Source organism: Bradyrhizobium sp. WSM1743 (assembly GCF_000473065.1).
Lineage (GTDB): Bacteria > Pseudomonadota > Alphaproteobacteria > Rhizobiales > Xanthobacteraceae > Bradyrhizobium.
Window position 1 is genome coordinate 121,458 of record NZ_AXAZ01000013.1, and the last position, 17,690, is coordinate 139,147.

The following is a 17,690-nucleotide window of genomic DNA, read 5'->3' on the forward strand; positions in this document are numbered from 1 at the left end:
GGTGCGCTTCCTGAAATTGACGCTCTATTCTGGCGCCGCGCTGATCGCAGCGGGGTTGATGCATCTTGCCGAAACACGGCCCAGCCTGACAATTCGGAACGATACCAGACGCACTTTGGTGGGCCATCGTGACACTTGGTACAGTTGGATATGGCGACGTCGTTCCCGTTACGGCGGTCAATTCCGTTGTTCAGCGAATTGAGCGCAGTCCAGATCGGCGAGATCATGAAGATGTTGCGAGCCCAGAAGGTAAGTGCCGGCTCCGTCATAACGCGGCGGGGCGAGCCCGCCACTCCACGTACTTAATCGTCGATGGTGAGGTGGAGATCAAGCTACGGCACGAGCCGGTGCGCCTGGGCGCCGGCCACTTTTTTTGGCGAAATCGCCTCGCTTCGACATACTCACCGCTCGGCAACGGTCATTGCTGCCCAACCCACTCACCTCCTCGTCCTGGACGCGGCTGATTTGCACCCTCTTATGGACCGAGAGCCCACTTTAGCCGCCCGCATCGAAAAGGCTGCTCGCGACAGGCTGGGACGCGAAGTGAAAGCCGCAGCAGGGATCTGGTAAGCGAGGAGGTTGCAAGCGACCTGCAAGCGCCTCGCTAAGGATCCAGCGTAAGCCTGTTTGCGCCGGCTACGCGGCGGAATCTGCCGTAGTTGCCTCATGGAATCGACCGTCCCGATCCCCCGGCTCGATCCGGCCGGAGATTTGCCAGGCTTTCAGAACCCGATTCCGATCTAAAGCAGACGTCAAGCTGCCTTTCGTTGGCTGCGATGTATTGCTGACGCAAGTCTGAGCAAGAGGACGATCGAGACATTCCCTTTCCCGCCCTCGATCTGGGCAATGTAGCGCTCCGAAATGCCAGACTTGCGAGCAAGCTCGCGGCGCGACATGCTGCAATGCATGCGCGAGCTGCGCACGCGCTCACCGAGTTCGACCAGGAATTGGGTCTCAGAGTACGGGGGCATAGCATTCCCGCCCGGCAACGCCTCACCTGCGAACTCGACAACTTCTTCCAGCATTGATCTATCCCCTATCTTCTTCGAACCAAAGACTATGGCTAGTCTTCGGCTACGTTCATTGACGCGGATCAAATAGATCCTACTCGCGGAACCGATGCGGTGACGGGTGCGATGCGGCCTGCGCGGCCGGTGTCCCGCCAACCAATCTTGGCTTCCGGCTCGTTATCGAAGCGCCGCGTTCGGTTGTCGCCAACACCTTCAAGAACCTGGCCAAGCCGCTGCGGCGGACATGCGGTCCTTTCCGAAAGCATTGAGCCAGAGCAATGTCGTTCCTTCCGAACGCCGGTAGATCCGCGAGACGGAGGAGAAACTTGAGATGAGATCGGACTTGGCGAAATCTTACGGACAGGACAGGCTGCCCCGATACACCAGCTACCCCACGGCCCCGCACTTTTCCACGGCGATAGGCGAAGCCGACTATCGGAAATGGCTCAAGTCGCTGCCCGCCCGACAGCCCGCCTCGATCTACATGCACGTCCCCTTCTGCCGGTCCATGTGCTGGTATTGCGGCTGCCACACCTCCATCACGAAGAAAGACGATCCGATCGCGGTCTACACCTCGGGCCTGCGCACCGAAGCGCACTTGGTGGCCGAGACGATCGCCCACCGACTCCCGATCTCGCACATCCACTTCGGCGGCGGGACGCCCACGATCATGACGCCGCAAACCTTCGCCGACCTCGTCGGCACGCTGCGCTATTCGTACTTCGTGTTGCCGGACGCCGAGATTGCGGTGGAGATCGATCCGCGCACCATGACCGAACCGATGGCGGAAGCCTTGGGCTTCAGCGGCGTCAACCGCGCGAGCCTGGGCGTGCAGAGCTTCGATGCCCAAGTGCAGTGCGCCATAAACCGCCTGCAAACCTTCGAACAGACCGCCCAGTGCGTCGAGCGACTACGACGGTGTGGCATCGGCAAGATCAATTTCGATTTGCTGTACGGCCTTCCGCTGCAGACCGTCGACTCCTGCCTGGACACTGTCGCCAAGTGCATCGAGTTGCGCCCGGACCGCTTTTCCGTGTTCGGCTACGCCCACGTCCCATCCTTCAAGAAGCATCAGCGCATGATCGACGAAAGCGCGCTTCCTGGCGGCGTCGAGCGTCATCTGCAGTCGGAGACCATCGCCAAGGCGCTGGTCGACGCCGGCTACGTCCGCATTGGCTTCGATCATTTCGCTTTACCCGACGATAACCTTGCCGTCGCGAAGCGGGAAGGCCGATTGCGGCGGAACTTCCAGGGCTACACCGACGACGTCGCCGAAGCCCTCATCGGCCTCGGCGCAAGCGCGATCAGTCGCATGCCTCAGGGGTTCGTTCAGAACGTCGTCGCCACCAAGGACTATCTCGCGCATATTGCCGAGGACCGTCTCGCGACCGTGAAGGGCTATGCATTCACCAAGGAAGACCGCTTCCGAGCCGACATCATCGAGCGCGTCATGTGCGACATGGCCGTCGATCTATCCCAAGTGTCCCATCGTCACGGTCGGGATCCACGATCGGCGATCGTAGATCGATCGCGGATCGACGGTCTCGTTGCCGATGGGGTGGTGACGATGATCGGCGACAGGTTAGCCGTCAGCGACGGCGCAGAGTTCCTTGTTCGAAGCGTCGCGTCAGCTTTCGACGCGCATCTTGCACGCTCCGAGGCCACTCACAGCCGCGCCGTCTGAAGCCTCATCAGGCTGCGAACGCTCATGCGAACTATGAAAATGGCCGAGATTGAGCTCCGAACCAGTCCGCGCGCTGGCTATGGATCGGCGCGGCTTTTGACCCCGACTGGCGCCCAACATTGACCCCGCCTGATATGTAGTAAGCGCCTGGATCCATTTCGAATTGAAGCGGTGGGCCGGGGTCAATGTTGGAGGCCGAAAGGGTCAATATTCGGAGCCGCGACATACAAGAGGTTGCGGCAGAACTGGCCTCCATGCACCCATGAACAAGGCGATCGCCGAAATTTGGCACGGGCGCAAGGACTGTAGTGTCATACTGTCCCAACACCTGCACCTGCTCGACCTGCTGCGGGCCTGGTGGAAGGCGGCCCGGCCACAGGGCTGGCTCTTCGCGGGCCGCGATCCGACCCAGCCGATGACCACGCGCCAGCTCAATCGCGCCTGCCACGCCGCCGCCAGATGGCGGAGATCAGCAAGCGGTCCCGCTGCACACTCGCGGCATAGCTTCCGACCGTTCGAAGGGCGTCCCGACTGATCGACTCCTCCGGCGGATCGAACGAAGGGCTGCTAGGGCCCTTCAAGCCTGCTCTACACTCCTCGCTCGACCGGCGGCGGTGTCATTTCTACTTTGCGGTGCCCCAACACAATATTTGCGCTGGTTTGCCGGTGTGCCCATGCCAGAGCCCCGGCGAATCCGACAACAGCCACGACGGCAACGGCCACCAGTATTGCGTCAATCGGCATCGCGCTCCTCCCAGGGTCGTTTGCGTCATTCTTCGCGGCGCCGCGCGCGCCGTCATTGATCGGGATCAAAAATCGAAATAGCTGCGGGAAGCGGCGGCCAGGGCTTCGGCGCGCGCAGGATCGAGCAGGCTGATGCCTCCCTGTATGATCTCGATGACACCGAGCCGCTCCAGCTTGGTGAAGGTGCGGCTGACGGTCTCGATCGTCAGGCCGAGATAGTCCGCGATGTCCTGCCTGTTCATCGGCAGCGGGACCATATCCGAGGATCCCCCGAGCGAGACCAACCGCTCGCGCCAGTTGAGAAGGAAGGTCGCGACCTTCTCCTCAGCCGAACGACGGCCAAGCAGGACCATGTGGTCGTGCGCCTGGCTCAGTTCACGAATCGCAAGCTCGTTGATTCGCCGCAGCAAATGCGGCCGGTCTTCGACGAAGCGGCCGAATGCCGTCTTGGCAAACTGACATACGGTTACCGCGCCGATGGCATCGGCGGAAAAATTGTGGCGTCCCGCAATGTTCATCCCCAGGAGGTCACCGGGCAATGCAAAGCCGACGATCTGCCGCCTGCCATCGGGCAGCAGCTTGTACAGCCGCATCACGCCCTCGAGGACGTTGTAGAACGAGGTCGTGATGTCTTCCTCGGAGAAGACCGTCTCGCCTGCGGCAAAAGTCACGCGGCGGCCCAGATGGTCGAACTCCCTCAGCTCGGCGAGATCGAGTGACGAACAGACGGCCGTGGCGCGCACTGCGCAGTCGCTGCAAAAATGCCCGTTCGGTTCAATCATGACCAAGGAAGCCTTCCTCCACCGCTCCAAGCACCAGCCGGCCATCGCATCAAAGCCGAGTCCACCGCGCGATGCATTTTACTGCACCGTGGCAAAGGCAGTTGATACAGATCAATTCGGCGGACGCTGTCGCTTTATTTTGCCGAGAATTCGACGGGACGCTCCATGCGGAGATGTGTGCTCTACCAGGGCGCGATAGCGCTGCTCCTGATGACGCCGGCGCTCGCGCTCTCCGCGGCCGAACAGCGCGGGAAGCCGTTCGCTCAGGCCAATTGCGCGCGCTGCCACGCAATCAATGGGGTCTCGGAAAGCCCGCTGAAGATCGCGCCGCCGTTCCGCACCCTGCACCAGCGCTACCCGATCGTTAGTCTCGAGAAAGCTCTGGCCGAAGGCATCTACACCGGCCACGCCGACATGCCGGCCTTCGAGCTGGAGCCGGACCAGATCCACGACCTGCTATCTTATCTGAAAGACGCCTGCGCCCTAGGGTTGCCGGAACTGACGAGTCGTAACCCCTTCGTTAGGGACCTGGAGGAGCTCGGTTACCACCTCGACTTCGTCGGCGGCTACTTCGTCATCTACCGCCTGCCCTACCTCGACGAGGAGGGCAGGCTGAAGTACTCCGGATTCCGGGGTTCATCCCCGGTGCGATCGAAGACTTCAAGGTACACGCGCTGGCGCGGCAGTACGGCAACTGGTATTCGGGCCTCGAGCCGGTGCCCGAACGCATCACCTCGGCAAACATCGACCGCCTGGCCGGGTTCGATTTCGTGTTCGTGTCGGTCGACGACGGCCCAGCCCGCAAGCTGATCGTCGATTGGCTGAGCGCGCGAGGAATTCCCTACGTCGACTGCGGCATGGGTCTGGACCGGTCGCTGGTGGGTCTGAGCGGATTCGTCCGCATCACCGGAACCGACCGCAAGGCCTACGACGACAACGCCGGCAGCGCGCGGCTGCCCATCGAGAACGCCAAGGAGAACGAGTATCGCAAGCAGGCGCAGATCACGGAGTTGAACGCGATGAAGGCCGTTATGGCCGTGATCAGGTTCAAGCAGCATTTCAAGCTGCTCGATCGGCTTGACGAGGCGACGTCGTACGTCTTCGATACCGCGACGATGGAGATGGAATAGAACGTATGGTCAGGTTCTCATATCGGGCCGTCGAGCGCCTGCCCAACCAACTCGAACAGGGCGTCCTCTATCACTCTCCCGAATTCGAGGTCGCGGCGCTTTCCTGCGCCTGCGGCTGCGGACATCGCGTCATGCTCCTGGTGCCCGACAGTCACCAGGTGTCGCAGCAGAACGGTTTCGTGACCGTGCGGCCGTCGATCTCGGTCTGCGACGCGCCCTGCAAGTCCCATTACATCATATCGTCCGGCCAGGTGCAGTGGCTCGCCGCATTCTCGGACGCCATGACCTCCACGACGATGCGCAGGCAGATCGCCCGGCATGTCGACCGCGAAGCCAGACTGCAAACTTGGACGAGTTGGATCCGCATGATCGCAGCAAGGGCGTTCGGACGGCTCAGGCAGACGCTGCGAATGTGACACCTCGAGGCACGCGATCCCAAGGTCGCGTGCCTGCCCGCAGGCCCTGCTCGCGCAGACTGTAGGTTCTTCATCAGCAGTGCAAATTACTGCTGACGGCGCGGAGCGCCCGTGGCAAGTTCTGCAGATCACGGTGCTCCACCGTGGTGCTCCACCACAAAAATCCGGTGGTTCGGGAAACGGTGATTTTGAAGGACTTTTTCGCTACTGAAAATCAGTGGCGGAGAGAGTGCTCCACGCCCCCGCCGCGGAAACGAGCTAGCCGCTGCGGTAACGCGCAGCGATCCCCCGGTAGGTGTACGGACAATGAACAGATTTCTCAAACCGGACGTCAAACCGAATGGTCCGTTCTGACGCACACTGCTGTTAAGTACTTGATTTGCTTGGTGGGCGCACCAGGGCTCGAACCTGGGACCCGCTGATTAAGAGTCAGCTGCTCTACCAACTGAGCTATGCGCCCGAAAGGCGGTCAATGCCTTGCGAGGCCGGTCGTTTAGCAAAGCGATCCGGGGATGGCAAGCGATGTGGCGCATGTTTTCCAAGGTTCTTCCACAGCCCCGAAAAAGCGAAAAGCCGCCGGATTCCAGCGGCTTCGCCAAGGTTAATCCCCGGGGAATCCCTACTGGTTCAGAGCCGGCCTTCGCGGTCCCGGCCCTCGCCGCCGTCACGGTCGAACCGGTCACGGTGGAAGTGGTCCATGCCGCGTTCCATCATGCGGTCCATGCGCTCCATGAAGTGGCGGTGCCGCGGACCGTCTTCGCCGTCGCCGAACGGGCCGCGGTGGCGGGTCAACACGGCGAGGCGCCGTTTCTGGCCCTCGTCCATGGTCTTGTAGAGCGGATCGGCGGCATCGGCGATCTTCTTCAGGGCGGCGGAGGTCGCGGCCATGTCCTCGGCGCGCTGGCGGAGGCGGGCGACCGGATCCTCCGGCTTGTCGGCATCCCTCGACGTGTCACCTGGACCCGCATTCATCCGCGCATTGGCGCGGTCGATGCGCAGCTTGGCGAACTCCCGCACGGCAGCCTCGACCGGCGGCCACAGCTTCTCCTGATCGGCGTTGAGCCTCAAGCCGGCATGGACTGCGGCGATCCGCGCGTCGACAAAGGCGGCGCGGTCCTCGGGATTCATGCGCATGTGACGGACGTGCTCCATCCACGGGCGATGATATTGGGCGTAGACCGCGCCCGAGCCGGCGATGCTGAGCATGGCGATGGCGGCGATGGTGAACTTCTTCATCCGGGCCTCCTCTGGAAGGATGCCGTGAGGATGAGCGCGAGGAGCCTGACGCGCAACTTACAAGTTGGACAGGGAGCACGTTCTTACGGAGATGTAACTGCCGTGAATGTCCGTTCAGATCCAAACTGAAATGATTCAACAAAAGGGCTTCCGTGCGGTGCGCGGAAGCCCTTCGTCGATCGTCTGTTCAGGTCAGTTCGTCGTACTCTTCGCTTCCTTCAGGAACTCGTCGATCAGCGCCTGGCCGACGCGGCCCGCGGCATCCTTGTAGACCGGCTCCATCGCCTTGCGCATCGCCTCGTCCTGCTCGGCCGTGAGCTTGATGATCTCGCTCTTGCCGCTCTTCTTGATCTCGGCCAGCGCGTCGTCGTTCTCCTTTTGCGACTGTGCGTTGCTGAACTCGGTCGCTTCCTTCATCGCCTTCGACAGCTGGTCGCGGATGTCGGCCGGCAGATCGTCCCAGAACTTCTTGTTCACGATCACGACGTAGCCGATGTAGCCGTGATTGGTCTCGGTGATGTATTTCTGCACCTCGTGCATCTTCTGGGTATAGATGTTCGACCAGGTGTTCTCCTGGCCGTCGACCACGCCGGTCTGGAGCGCCTGGTAGACTTCCGAGAATGCCATCACCTGCGGCAGCGAGCCGAGCGCCTTGAACTGGGCCTGCAGCACGCGCGAGGACTGGATGCGGAACTTGACGCCCTGGTAGTCGGCGGGCGTGATCAGCTTCTTGTTTGCGCTCATCTGCTTGAAGCCGTTGTCCCAATAGGCAAGGCCGGTGATGCCCTTGGAATCCAAAAGCTTAAGCAGCCGCGCACCGAGCGGGCCTTCCGTCACCTTACGCAGCGTCTTCAGGTCGGGCAGGATGTAAGGCAGATCGAACACCTCGAACTCGCGGATGCCGAGCGGCCCGAACTTGGAGTTGGACGGTGCCAGCATCTGCACGCTGCCGAGCTGCAGCGCCTCGAGCTCTTCCTTGTCCTTGTAGAGCGTCGAATTCGGGTAAACCTCGACCTTGACCTTGCCGCCGGTGTACTTCTCGGCGAGCTCCTTGAATTTCTCCGCCCCCTTGCCCTTCGGCGTGTCGGTGGCGACGACGTGACTGAATTTGATGATGATCGGGTCGGCGCTTGCAGGGCCGATCAGGCTCAAGGCCAATGCCACGACGGATGCCGCGATCGCGAAGGTGCGCATATTCTCTCCCTGGTATTATTTGGGCCGCCCGGCAGGCCGAGCGGCCGTCCTTCTGCCGGCTGCATCAATACAGGCCGGTGGCTTGCGCTGCTATTGGCCGTTAGCAGGGCAGCTATCTCCTGGGCCGTCATTCCGGGATGGTCCGAAGGACCAGACCCGGAATCTCGAGATTCCGGGTTCGGCTCTTCGAGCCGCCCCGGAATGACAAGCTTCGCTTGTCAGCTCGCCGCGGCCGTCGTCACCGTGTCGCGCTGGCGCTTCATGACGATCTTGTTGAGCGCGCCGAGATAGGCCTTGGCCGAGGCCACCAGCGTATCCGGATCCGCCGCGCGGGCCGTCATCGAACGGCCGTCCTGCGACAGCCGCACCGAGACTTCCGCCTGGGCGTCGGTGCCTTCGGTGACGGCGTGGACCTGATACAGCTCCAGCTTGGCCTCGTGCGGCACCAGGCGCTTGATGCAGTTGAACACCGCGTCAACCGGACCGTTGCCCTCGGCCTCCTCGATCTTGATCTGGCCGTCGACGTCGAGCTTCATGGTGGCGCGCTGCGGGCCATGGGTGCCGGCGATCACGGTCAGCGAGGTCAGCTTGATGCGGTCGTGCGAGGCCGCCATCTCCTCGTCGACCAGCGCCTCGATGTCCTCGTCGTAGATGTCCTTCTTGCGGTCGGCGAGCGCCTTCATCCGCGTGAACGCGTCTTCCAGCTGGTTCGGGCCGAGCTTGTAGCCCATCTCCTCCAGCTTGTGCACGAAGGCGTGGCGGCCGGAATGCTTGCCGAGCACCAGCGAGGACTGCTTCAGGCCGACCATCTCCGGGCGCATGATCTCGTAGGTGGAGGCGTCCTTGAGCACGCCGTCCTGGTGGATGCCGCTCTCATGCGCGAAGGCGTTCCGGCCGACGATGGCCTTGTTGTATTGCACCGGGAACGAGGTCGCCGCCGAGACCAGCTTCGAGGCGCGGGTCAGCTGGGTGGTGTCGATCTTATTCCAGTAGGGGAATTTGTCGTTGCGGACGTTGATCGCCATCACGATCTCTTCGAGCGCGGCGTTGCCGGCGCGCTCGCCGATACCGTTGATGGTGCACTCGACCTGACGCGCGCCGCCGACGATGCCGGCCAGCGAGTTGGCAACCGCCATGCCGAGGTCGTTATGGCAATGCACCGAGAACACGGCCTTGTCTGAATTCGGTACGCGCTCGATGAGCGTCTTCATGAAGTGGGTGTATTCCTCCGGCACCGTGTAGCCGACGGTATCGGGGATGTTCACCGTGGTGGCGCCGGCCTTGATCACGGCCTCGACGATGCGGCACAAAAAGTCCATTTCGCTGCGTGTGCCGTCCTCGGCCGACCATTCGACGTCGTCGATCTGGTTGCGGGCGCGCGCGACCATGGCGACCGAGGTCTCGATCACCTGCTCCGGGGTCTTGTTCAGCTTCACCCGCATATGCAGCGGGGAGGTCGCGATCACGGTGTGGACGCGGCCGCGCTTTGCAAACTTCACCGCCTCGGCGCAGCGGTCGATGTCGGCGGGATGGGCGCGCGACAGGCCGGCGATCACCGAATTCTTGGAGCGCCGGGCGATCTCGCTGACCGCCTGGAAGTCGCCTTCGGAAGTGATCGGAAAGCCCGCCTCGATGACGTCGACGCCCATATCGTCCAGCAGTTCGGCGACCTCGAGCTTCTCCTCGAAGGTCATGGTGGCGCCGGGACACTGCTCGCCATCGCGCAGCGTGGTGTCGAAAATGATGACGCGGTCCTTCTCGGACTTGTTCTGGGTGGTCATTCCTAAATTTCCTTTTGAGCGTTTGCGCCGTTCAGACCGTTTCAGTCGCTTGGCGCTTGAGGTGTCCGTTGATCTCGACCAACCCCTGAGCGCCCAGGCGCATGGCGCCCAGCCGGCCCTCAGGGGCAAGTAAGAAGAAGGCCGCCAATAAGGAGGGTGGGCAGCGACACGGCCGGGATCGCGGCGGGGGCCAGAGCCACCTCCCTCGAAATCCCCTCGATTTGGCCGCGAATCAGCATTGCCGGACCTTTGAGCCACAAATCCTCGGCCAAAACCGTTGACGGTTGGTTGCCGGGGGCTCAATGCGCTCCGTTTCTAGACGAGAAACGGCTGCAACTGCAACGCCAAAAGATGGTCAGCATATATGACCTAATGGGTGGGCACGCCTATCCCGTGCCGGTGCGGCGGGCGCGCGCCCTGTTCTCCCAGCGGTTCAGCATCTGGCCGAGCTCACCGGTGACCGCGGGTGTAGCCGTGCTGGCGTTCGTGATCTCGTTGGTGTTGGCCGGCGCGTTGGCTGAGAGCCAATCCGGCTGGGTGTACTCACGCCAGCGGCGTGCCTCCGCCCGCCTTTTCCGCGAGACGTGGTCTCGCGTGAAATAGCCCGCCGCAAATGCGATCGCGAGAAGGATGACCAGGACGACAACCTGCACAATGAGCTCCGGCTTTATCCCCTTTCAGCGCCCTCCAGTCCAAACGCATTCGAAGGTGACGAAATTGCGACCCGCGATCGCGCTACGGTTTCGATTCCGCCCCTCGCAACCGACAGCGGACCGGACTAACCTTCCGTCGCTCGGCCGGATCAACCGCCAGCGAACATGATCGGGAGGACGCGATGACACGCCAAGAGGCTCGTGACGAAGAGCAGCATGACCGGGATGCTGTGCTTTCACGACGAACACTTGTCCAGGGGCTTGCAATCAGTGCCGCTACCATAGCGGGGGCCAGCTCCGCGCTGGCCCAGACCGGACCCGCCGCACCGCCAACGACGGTCACCACCCTGCCGCGCGATTTCAGCCCGCGTGGTGCGCCGACCACCTACTTCTGGGACCCCGACATCATCGCGGTCGATCCGTCCTTCAACGATCTCGCGCAGCCCAACACCGCGATCAAGCGGCTATACACCGGACTGCTATGGGCCGAAGGCCCAGCGTGGAGCGCGCAGGGCCGCTATCTGCTTTGGAGCGACATTCCCAACAACCGGCAGATGCGCTGGAGCGAGGACGATGGCCGCGTCAGCGTATTCCGCAGCCCCTCCAACAACAGCAACGGCAACTCGTTCGATTTCCAGGGCCGCCAGCTCTCCTGCGAACATTTGACGCGGCGGGTGACGCGCTACGAGCATGACGGCACAGCAACGGTGCTCGCGGACTCCTATCAGGGCAAGCGGTTGAACTCGCCGAACGACATCGCTGCGCATCCCGACGGCAGCTACTGGTTCACCGATCCGCCCTATGGCGGCCAGCTCTATGAAGGCGAGCCCGACGGCGCGGGCGGTCCGAGCAATGCGGGCGGGAAGCTCAATCCGCGGATCGGGCAGCCGGCCGGCTTCGTGCCGGGCAAGCGCGAGCTGCCGACCAACTGCTATCGCATCGATCCCTCCGGCCGCATCGATCTCGTCGTCACCGAGGAGCAGGTGCCCGATCCGAACGGGCTGTGCTTCTCGCCAGACTACAAGAAGCTCTACATTGCCTCCACCGGAAAAGGGCCGGGCGACACCGGTCCCGGCGGCAAGGGTGAGATCTTCGTGTTCGACGTCGGCAGCGACAACAAGCTCTCCAATCTCAAGAAGTTCAGCGATTGCGTGATCGACGGCGTGAAATGCGGACCGGATGGCCTGCGCTGCGACGTCAACGGCAATCTCTGGGCCTCCAGCAATGCCGGCCGCGCGGTCGGCTACAGCGGCGTGACGGTGTGGTCGCCGGAGGGCAAGCTGCTCGGCCGCATCCGCCTGCCGGAAGTGTGCGGCAACGTCTGCTTCGGCGGCCCCAAGCGCAACCGCCTGTTCATGGCCGCGAGCCAGTCGCTCTACGCAGTGTACACGGCAACGCAAGGCGCAGGGCCCGGCTGAGCGATCCGAGCAAGAACGGGGCGCCGACGCCAACCGCCGGCGCGCTCTTGCATGTGCTGTGGAGGACAGACCTCGACTTTCGCCATGTTGACTTTCCGTCGTCCCGCTCCCCATACTTCGCAAAAAATAACAACCAATCATAAGACGGTTTTGAGGGAGGATAGGATGCCGACTTCACGCAGGCAGCTGCTGAAGACATCGGCGGCTGCCGCCGCCGCACTCAGCCTCGATTGGACACGGGCCCAGGCGCAAGCCGACAATTTGCGCATCGGCCTGATCTACGACCTCACCGGCCCCTTCGCCGCCGGCGGCTCGGTCGCCTCGTCGATCGGCGCGCAGATCGCGATCGATCTCGTCAACGAGAAAGGCGGTATCGGCGGCAAGACCAAGGTCGTTCCGGTCGCCGCGGATTCCCAGAGCAAGCCCGACGTTGCGATCAACGAGGCCGAACGCCTGATCAGCCAGGAGAAGATCGACATCCTCAACGGCGTCTATGCGAGCTCGCATGCCGTGCCACTCGCGGCCAAGGTCGAGCAGCAGAAGAAGATCCTCTGGATTACGACCGCGGTCTCGACCGCCGTGTTCAAGGACAAGAACCTACAATACGTGTTTCGCGCGCAGATCCATTCGGATCAATACGGGCAGGCCTTTGCAAGCTTCATCACCGAGCATGCGAAAGCCAAGCTCGGCATGGACCCCAAGGAGGTCAAGGTCGCGTTGATCCACGAGGACGGCCCCTATGGCGTCGGCGTTGCCTCTGCCGACGAGGCCTATGCCAAGCAGGCCGGCATCCAGGTCGTGCTGCGCGAGGGCTATTCGGCCTCGGCGCCGGACCTGTCGGTGCTCGTCACGAAGATCAAGCGCGCCAAGGCCGACGTGATCTCGCATGCCGGTTACAACCCTGACATCACCTTGTTCCTGCGCCAGGCGCGCGAGAGCGGCCTGCGCTTCAAGATGCTGTTCGGGGCCGGTGCCGGCTACAGCCAGCTCGACAAGCTGCGCGCGACCTTCGGCGCCGACATCGACAATTTCTGCAATATCGACCCGGTGCCGGCGCAGCTGCTCGATCCCGCCAAGCTCGCGCCGGGGATGGGCGATCTGATCAAGACCATGGTCTCGCGCTACCAGGCCAAGACCGGCGCCACCGACGTGCCGCCGCATTGCTCGATGGGCTTCAACCAGACTTGGGTGCTGCTCAACAACGTGCTGCCGGTCGCCAAGGACAAGTACGGCAGCTTCGAGCCCGAGGCCATTCGCAAGGCGGCGCTCGACGTCGACATCCCCGCAGGCGGCACCATCCAGGGCTATGGCGTGAAGTTCTTCCCGCCGGGCACTCCGCTCTCCGGCCAGAACGAACGCTCGACGCCGGTGGTGATGCAGAACGCCGGCGAGCACATCTCGGTGGTGTGGCCGACGAACATCCGCACACAGGACCCGGTGTTCCCGCTGCCGAAGGGCTCGACCTACGGGGCGTGAGGCTACGGCTCGCGACGGGTTGCTCCCACCCTCCCCTGGAGGGGGAGGGTCGCTACGCATGAAGCGAAGCGAAATGCGTGGCGGGGTGGGGTGATCTCTCCACCCAGGCACTGCCCGATTGGAGAGATCACCCCACCCCGCTCGCGCTTCGCGCGATCGACCCTCCCCCTCCAGGGGAGGGTAAGAGAGCGCGCTACAACACCACCCTTCTTCCCTCCTCCGCCGCCCAATACCCGGCGTAGTTCACCTTGATCGTCTCATAGGCCAGCGCCAGGTCCGACAGCGGCTGGCGCCCGGTCGCGGCGCATTCCATGAAGTCCTGGATCTCCTGCAGGTAGCCGCGCGTCCATTCTTCTTCGAGGCAGACATATTGCCAGCCGGTCTTGCGGTCGACCTTTTCGGTGATGTAGACGCTGGCGAGCTTCTCCTCGCTGGTCTGATAGCTCATCAGATGGGTGTTCGGCGTGATGTTGGCGAACAGCGAGCCGCCGCTCGTGTAGGTCTCGATCAGGTTGCGCACGCCGCCCATGATCATGTCGCCGGAGAACACTGTGGCCTTGGTGCCGTCGGAGAAGGTGGCGGTTAATGTGCCCCAATCCTCGACATCGACGGGATTGGCCTTGATGTAGGTGCGCTCCTCCGGTTTGAGCCCAGCGGTGACGTTGCCGACATCGCCGGTGACGCTGGCGACATGGATGCTCTCGCCGCGCGCCCTGGCCTCGACCTGTTTCAGATACAACACGGCCGAAAGCGGATGGCAGCCCATGCGGATCAGCGAGCCGCCGCCGGTCATCGCCCATTGCGCGGCATGCGCGGCGTGCGAGCCGGAATGGCTCTCCTCACCCTTCATGAACAGGATCTTGTCCTTCGTCGCCCTGATGATCTCCGCGGTCTTGGTCACCGCCGGCGCGTAGACCCAGTCCTCGGCGTACATGAAGAGCTTCCCGGTGCGCTCGATCGCGGCGCGCGTCGCGTCCATCGCTTCGATCACGCGCTCGTACATCAGCGCCTTCGGCACGTGCTTGCCGATCGGCTGCGTGTCGCCCTCGCGGCCGAAATAGCCGGCGAAGGGCTTTTCGCAGATCACATGCTTGCCGGCCTGCATGGCGCCGACGATCATTCCGGCATGAAGATTGGGCGGCGTGCAGATGTCGATGACGTCGAGATCGGCGTCTGCGATCAGATCGGCAAAGCTGCGATAGACGCACGGGATTCCGTGACGTCCGGCGAATTCGACGACATGGTCGCCGCGCGCAGCCACGGCCGCGACCTCGACATCCACGCCATAGACGCGCCGGAACGCATACATGTGCAGCTCCGACACGAAGCCGCGGCCGACGAGTCCCACCCTGATTTTGGCCATACCGCCCCCTTGCTTTGGGCGGCACTATAGCGCGCTGAGAGGCCTAATCCACCGACACGCGCACCACGCCCGCGCTCATCATGCCGAGCGCGCGGGCGGCGGGCACCGAGAGATCGACGATGCGGCCGCGGATGAAGGGGCCGCGATCATTGACGCGGCACTGGATCGTGCGCCCGCTGTAAGACACCCTGAGCACGCTACCGAACGGGCGCGTGCGGTGGGCGCAGGTCAGTTCGCCGCCTCTGCCAGCCTTTCCATACCCGTAATAGGAGGCAAGCCCGCTTTCGGCCTTGGCAATGGATGTGAAGGCAAGGAATGAAGTCACGAGACCAAGCAATAATGTTGGCTGCGCTCGCACGGCACCGCTCCCCGTTGGCCTGCCCGGCGCTGCAAACGTCGTTTTGTTCCATCAAGTTCCGGGAACCCTCCCGGGAATTGCCCGGCAGGACCATCACAGTTTGTTACTGCCGGTGAAACACCAGCGTGCGGACCTCGATGCTTTCGCGGGGCGCCGCGTCGGCCGGCGTGGTCGGATCGACGAATGCGGTATGCGGCCCGAAGCGGGTGCGGCCATCGGTTGCGGAATCGTAGCACTTCAGCAGCAGCGCCTCGTCCGGCGTCATCTCCGGGAAATAGAACCAGCGGTGGTTCGGATTGTATTTCACCGAATAGGTCTCGCCGCGGCGGTTGGGATAGATCAGGTCGGAGGCGACGAGGTCTTCCGGCGCCACCGTCGTGCCGTCGGCCATGGCGAGCGGTGAATCGCGCAGGGGCCCTCGGATCGGCCGCCAGAGATTGATCACCTGCACACGGCCCTTCAGCAGCTCCTCGGCCTCGTCAGGCAGATGCTCGCGCACGCGGTTGGCGCCGGAGACCGCGGTCTGGTCGACATGGACGCGCGTCGCCGGCTGACGCGGTCCGCCGTCGCGGATATCAGGCGCGCCCTCGACACGCTTGCGCACGGTGTGATCGAAGATGAGGACGCGATCGGCCTTCAGCGTCGCACGCAGGAAGGCTTCGACCGCGGGATAATAGACCGCCCTCACCTCCTCCGCGTTGTAGAAGTTCTTCACCTGGGTCGGATGACGCACCAGCGCAAAGCCTTCGCGATCGAGCGAGAAATTCTGCGCGATCAGACGCGCATCGAAGATCGGGACCTGATGCGGCTCGGGCAGCGCCGTGCTCTTGGGTTCGCCCGGCGGCGGATCGAAGGCATAGGTGCGCGGCTTGCCCGATACCGGCGCGAGATAATTGAGTTCGGCGGTGACGAAGGGAAGCGATTCGATTCTTGTTTCTTGCAGGCCCATGGCCGGTCTCCCGATGTAGTCGTCGAATTGATTTTTGACGGGGCGCGCCGCGCTGCAAGGGAGGGGATGCAAATAGCAATGAATGTGTTGTCGAGCGCGGAAAATGCAGAAGGAATGTTTGCAAAAGGCGATTGGGCTGAAAGCGCACTTCCTGAATCACGGATGCTTGAAGATTTCGCGAAATCTCGTGCCCCGGACGCAGCGCAGCGCTTCCCTGGCGATGCGAAGCATCGTCCAGTAGCGGTGCGCTGCTGAGCCGGGGCCCATGTATCCGAGGGTGCAGTTCGTGCGGCGTGGGCCCGGCTCTGCGCAGCAACGCAAACGCGTTGCAGCGCGTCCGGGACACGAGAGTGTACCTTGCTACAGCAGCGTGCCGGCCAGCATGAGGCGGATCATTCCGCGGCCTCGCCGCGAACCGCCTGACGCTTGGCGACCAGTTCGCGCGTCAGCGGGATCAGCTCGCGGCCGTATTCGATCGCGTCGATCAGGGGATCGAAGCCGCGGATCAGGAAGTGGCTGATGCCCAGGTCGTAATAATCGCCGAAGACTTCTGCCACCTGCTCGGGCGTGCCGACCAGCGCCGTCGTGTTGCTGTTGGCGCCGGTGAGCTTTGCGATCTCGGTCCAGAGCCGCTTGTCGATCCGGCTGCCCTGATCGGCGAGCGCGAGCAGGCGCCGCGCGCCTGATGTGGCATGGCCCTCGGCCGGCTTGCGATAGCCGGTCTTGTCCTGCAACGCAGTGGCACGCGCCAGAATCTCCTCCGCCTTCTCCCAGGCCTGCTTTTCGGTCGGGGCAATGATCGGCCGCACCGACAGGCTGAAGCGCGGCGTCGGCCGCCCCTGCCTCACCGCTGCGTTATGAACGCGCGAGGTGACGTCGCGCACCTGCGCATAGGATTCGCCCCATAGCGCAAAGGTGTCGGCGTGCTTGCCGGCGACCTCGATCGCTGCGTCCGAGGCGCCGCCGAAATAGATCCGGATGCCTTCGGGACGATACGGCTTCACCTGCGAGAAGGCGTTCTCGACCTGGTAGTACCTCCCCTTGTAGCTGAACGGCTTGCCGCTGGTCCACTCCAGCTTGAGCACATCGAGGAACTCGGAGGTGCGGGCATAACGCTCGTCCTTGTCGTCGAGCGTGTTGCCGTCCTGCCGGAGCTCGGTGGCGTTGCCGCCGGTGATGACATGGAGCGCAACGCGGCCGCGGGAGAACTGGTCGAGCACCGCGAACTGCCGCGCCAGCAATGTCGGCGCGGTGAAGCCGGGCCGCTGCGCGATCAGCACGTTGAGACGCTCAGTGTGGTTGAGCACGTGCTGCGCGACCTGGAGCGCATCCGGCGATGTCGAATGGAACGCCAGCAGCGCCCGATCGAAACCGGCATTCTCATGCGCCTTCGCCAACGTTTCGATGTGGGTGGGGTTGAGCACCGGCCCCTCGCGGACGATGGTCTCGGACGAATTGTTGTTGCTGATGAAGCCGATGAACTCGATCGACATGAT

The 17,690-nt window shown here is 63.1% G+C and carries 18 protein-coding genes, 1 tRNA gene and 2 pseudogenes; 10 read left to right on the forward strand and 11 right to left on the reverse strand.

What is annotated here, in order from left to right:
* Nucleotides 1-101 precede the first annotated feature (101 nt).
* Nucleotides 102-167 (forward strand): annotated as a pseudogene (locus tag YU9_RS51035) (ion channel); the annotation flags it as partial.
* Nucleotides 168-312: 145 nt separating this feature from the next.
* Nucleotides 313-570 carry a cyclic nucleotide-binding domain-containing protein gene (locus YU9_RS49835; protein WP_371259142.1) on the forward strand — a complete coding sequence of 86 codons (258 nt, stop codon included), beginning with the start codon at nt 313-315 and terminating at the stop codon, nt 568-570.
* A gap of 182 nt (nt 571-752) precedes the next feature.
* Here the strand turns inward: YU9_RS49835 and YU9_RS0111215 are convergent, their stop codons facing one another.
* Entirely contained in the window at nt 753-1,025 is a 273-nt protein-coding gene (locus tag YU9_RS0111215; protein WP_027572911.1) for a helix-turn-helix domain-containing protein, read from the reverse strand.
* 316 nt (nt 1,026-1,341) lie between these two features.
* On the opposite strand from YU9_RS0111215, the gene hemN reads away from it, so the two are divergent.
* Nucleotides 1,342-2,694: an oxygen-independent coproporphyrinogen III oxidase gene (gene hemN, locus YU9_RS0111220; RefSeq protein ID WP_027572912.1), complete on the forward strand. Its 1,353-nt coding sequence runs from the start codon at nt 1,342-1,344 to the stop codon at nt 2,692-2,694.
* A gap of 262 nt (nt 2,695-2,956) precedes the next feature.
* Nucleotides 2,957-3,229: a hypothetical protein gene (locus tag YU9_RS49840; protein WP_245266350.1), complete on the forward strand. Its 273-nt coding sequence runs from the start codon at nt 2,957-2,959 to the stop codon at nt 3,227-3,229.
* Between the two features lie 274 nt (nt 3,230-3,503).
* Here YU9_RS49840 and YU9_RS0111225 read toward each other — a convergent pair whose 3' ends face one another.
* The gene (locus tag YU9_RS0111225) at nt 3,504-4,220 is read right to left on the reverse strand and encodes a helix-turn-helix domain-containing protein (RefSeq protein WP_027572913.1); all 717 of its coding nucleotides are present in this window, start codon (nt 4,218-4,220) and stop codon (nt 3,504-3,506) included.
* A 165-nt stretch (nt 4,221-4,385) separates the two neighbouring features.
* Here YU9_RS0111225 and YU9_RS47585 point away from each other — a divergent pair.
* The 3 genes and pseudogenes from YU9_RS47585 to YU9_RS41315 all read left to right on the forward strand — a co-directional run.
* Nucleotides 4,386-4,691, forward strand: a pseudogene (locus YU9_RS47585) (cytochrome c); the annotation flags it as partial.
* 305 nt (nt 4,692-4,996) lie between these two features.
* Entirely contained in the window at nt 4,997-5,350 is a 354-nt protein-coding gene (locus YU9_RS0111235) for a hypothetical protein (RefSeq protein ID WP_156951820.1), read from the forward strand.
* 5 nt (nt 5,351-5,355) lie between these two features.
* A complete protein-coding gene (locus YU9_RS41315) occupies nt 5,356-5,766 on the forward strand; it encodes a DUF6527 family protein (RefSeq protein ID WP_051380376.1) in 411 nt (136 codons plus the stop codon).
* A gap of 384 nt (nt 5,767-6,150) precedes the next feature.
* Here the strand turns inward: YU9_RS41315 and YU9_RS0111245 are convergent.
* The 5 genes from YU9_RS0111245 to YU9_RS0111270 all read right to left on the reverse strand — a co-directional run bounded on the left by YU9_RS0111245 (nt 6,151) and on the right by YU9_RS0111270 (nt 10,633).
* Nucleotides 6,151-6,226: transfer RNA gene (locus YU9_RS0111245), tRNA-Lys, on the reverse strand.
* A 167-nt stretch (nt 6,227-6,393) separates the two neighbouring features.
* Nucleotides 6,394-7,002, reverse strand: coding sequence for a Spy/CpxP family protein refolding chaperone (locus YU9_RS0111250; protein WP_027572915.1), 609 nt, complete (start codon nt 7,000-7,002; stop codon nt 6,394-6,396).
* Between the two features lie 192 nt (nt 7,003-7,194).
* Nucleotides 7,195-8,196, reverse strand: coding sequence for a TRAP transporter substrate-binding protein (locus YU9_RS0111255; RefSeq protein WP_027572916.1), 1,002 nt, complete (start codon nt 8,194-8,196; stop codon nt 7,195-7,197).
* Between the two features lie 218 nt (nt 8,197-8,414).
* Nucleotides 8,415-9,977, reverse strand: coding sequence for a 2-isopropylmalate synthase (locus YU9_RS0111260; RefSeq protein WP_027572917.1), 1,563 nt, complete (start codon nt 9,975-9,977; stop codon nt 8,415-8,417).
* Between the two features lie 386 nt (nt 9,978-10,363).
* Nucleotides 10,364-10,633: a hypothetical protein gene (locus YU9_RS0111270; RefSeq protein ID WP_027572918.1), complete on the reverse strand. Its 270-nt coding sequence runs from the start codon at nt 10,631-10,633 to the stop codon at nt 10,364-10,366.
* 179 nt (nt 10,634-10,812) lie between these two features.
* Here YU9_RS0111270 and YU9_RS0111275 point away from each other — a divergent pair, with 179 nt between their 5' ends.
* Nucleotides 10,813-12,048, forward strand: coding sequence for an SMP-30/gluconolactonase/LRE family protein (locus YU9_RS0111275; protein WP_027572919.1), 1,236 nt, complete (start codon nt 10,813-10,815; stop codon nt 12,046-12,048).
* A 165-nt stretch (nt 12,049-12,213) separates the two neighbouring features.
* The gene (locus YU9_RS0111280) at nt 12,214-13,524 is read left to right on the forward strand and encodes an ABC transporter substrate-binding protein (RefSeq protein WP_027572920.1); all 1,311 of its coding nucleotides are present in this window, start codon (nt 12,214-12,216) and stop codon (nt 13,522-13,524) included.
* Nucleotides 13,525-13,717: 193 nt separating this feature from the next.
* Here the strand turns inward: YU9_RS0111280 and YU9_RS0111285 are convergent, their stop codons facing one another.
* The 3 genes from YU9_RS0111285 to YU9_RS0111295 form a co-directional block, all read right to left on the reverse strand.
* A complete protein-coding gene (locus tag YU9_RS0111285) occupies nt 13,718-14,887 on the reverse strand; it encodes a Gfo/Idh/MocA family protein (protein ID WP_027572921.1) in 1,170 nt (389 codons plus the stop codon).
* Between the two features lie 43 nt (nt 14,888-14,930).
* Nucleotides 14,931-15,245 carry a septal ring lytic transglycosylase RlpA family protein gene (locus YU9_RS0111290; protein WP_027572922.1) on the reverse strand — a complete coding sequence of 105 codons (315 nt, stop codon included), beginning with the start codon at nt 15,243-15,245 and terminating at the stop codon, nt 14,931-14,933.
* A 103-nt stretch (nt 15,246-15,348) separates the two neighbouring features.
* The gene (locus YU9_RS0111295; protein WP_027572923.1) at nt 15,349-16,194 is read right to left on the reverse strand and encodes a CmcJ/NvfI family oxidoreductase; all 846 of its coding nucleotides are present in this window, start codon (nt 16,192-16,194) and stop codon (nt 15,349-15,351) included.
* 78 nt (nt 16,195-16,272) lie between these two features.
* Here YU9_RS0111295 and YU9_RS47590 point away from each other — a divergent pair, with 78 nt between their 5' ends.
* Nucleotides 16,273-16,449, forward strand: a complete 177-nt coding sequence (locus YU9_RS47590) for a hypothetical protein (protein WP_156951821.1) — start codon at nt 16,273-16,275, stop codon at nt 16,447-16,449.
* A 137-nt stretch (nt 16,450-16,586) separates the two neighbouring features.
* Here YU9_RS47590 and YU9_RS0111300 read toward each other — a convergent pair whose 3' ends face one another.
* Nucleotides 16,587-17,687 carry an LLM class flavin-dependent oxidoreductase gene (locus YU9_RS0111300; RefSeq protein WP_027572924.1) on the reverse strand — a complete coding sequence of 367 codons (1,101 nt, stop codon included), beginning with the start codon at nt 17,685-17,687 and terminating at the stop codon, nt 16,587-16,589.
* Between the last annotated feature and the right edge of the window lie 3 nt (nt 17,688-17,690).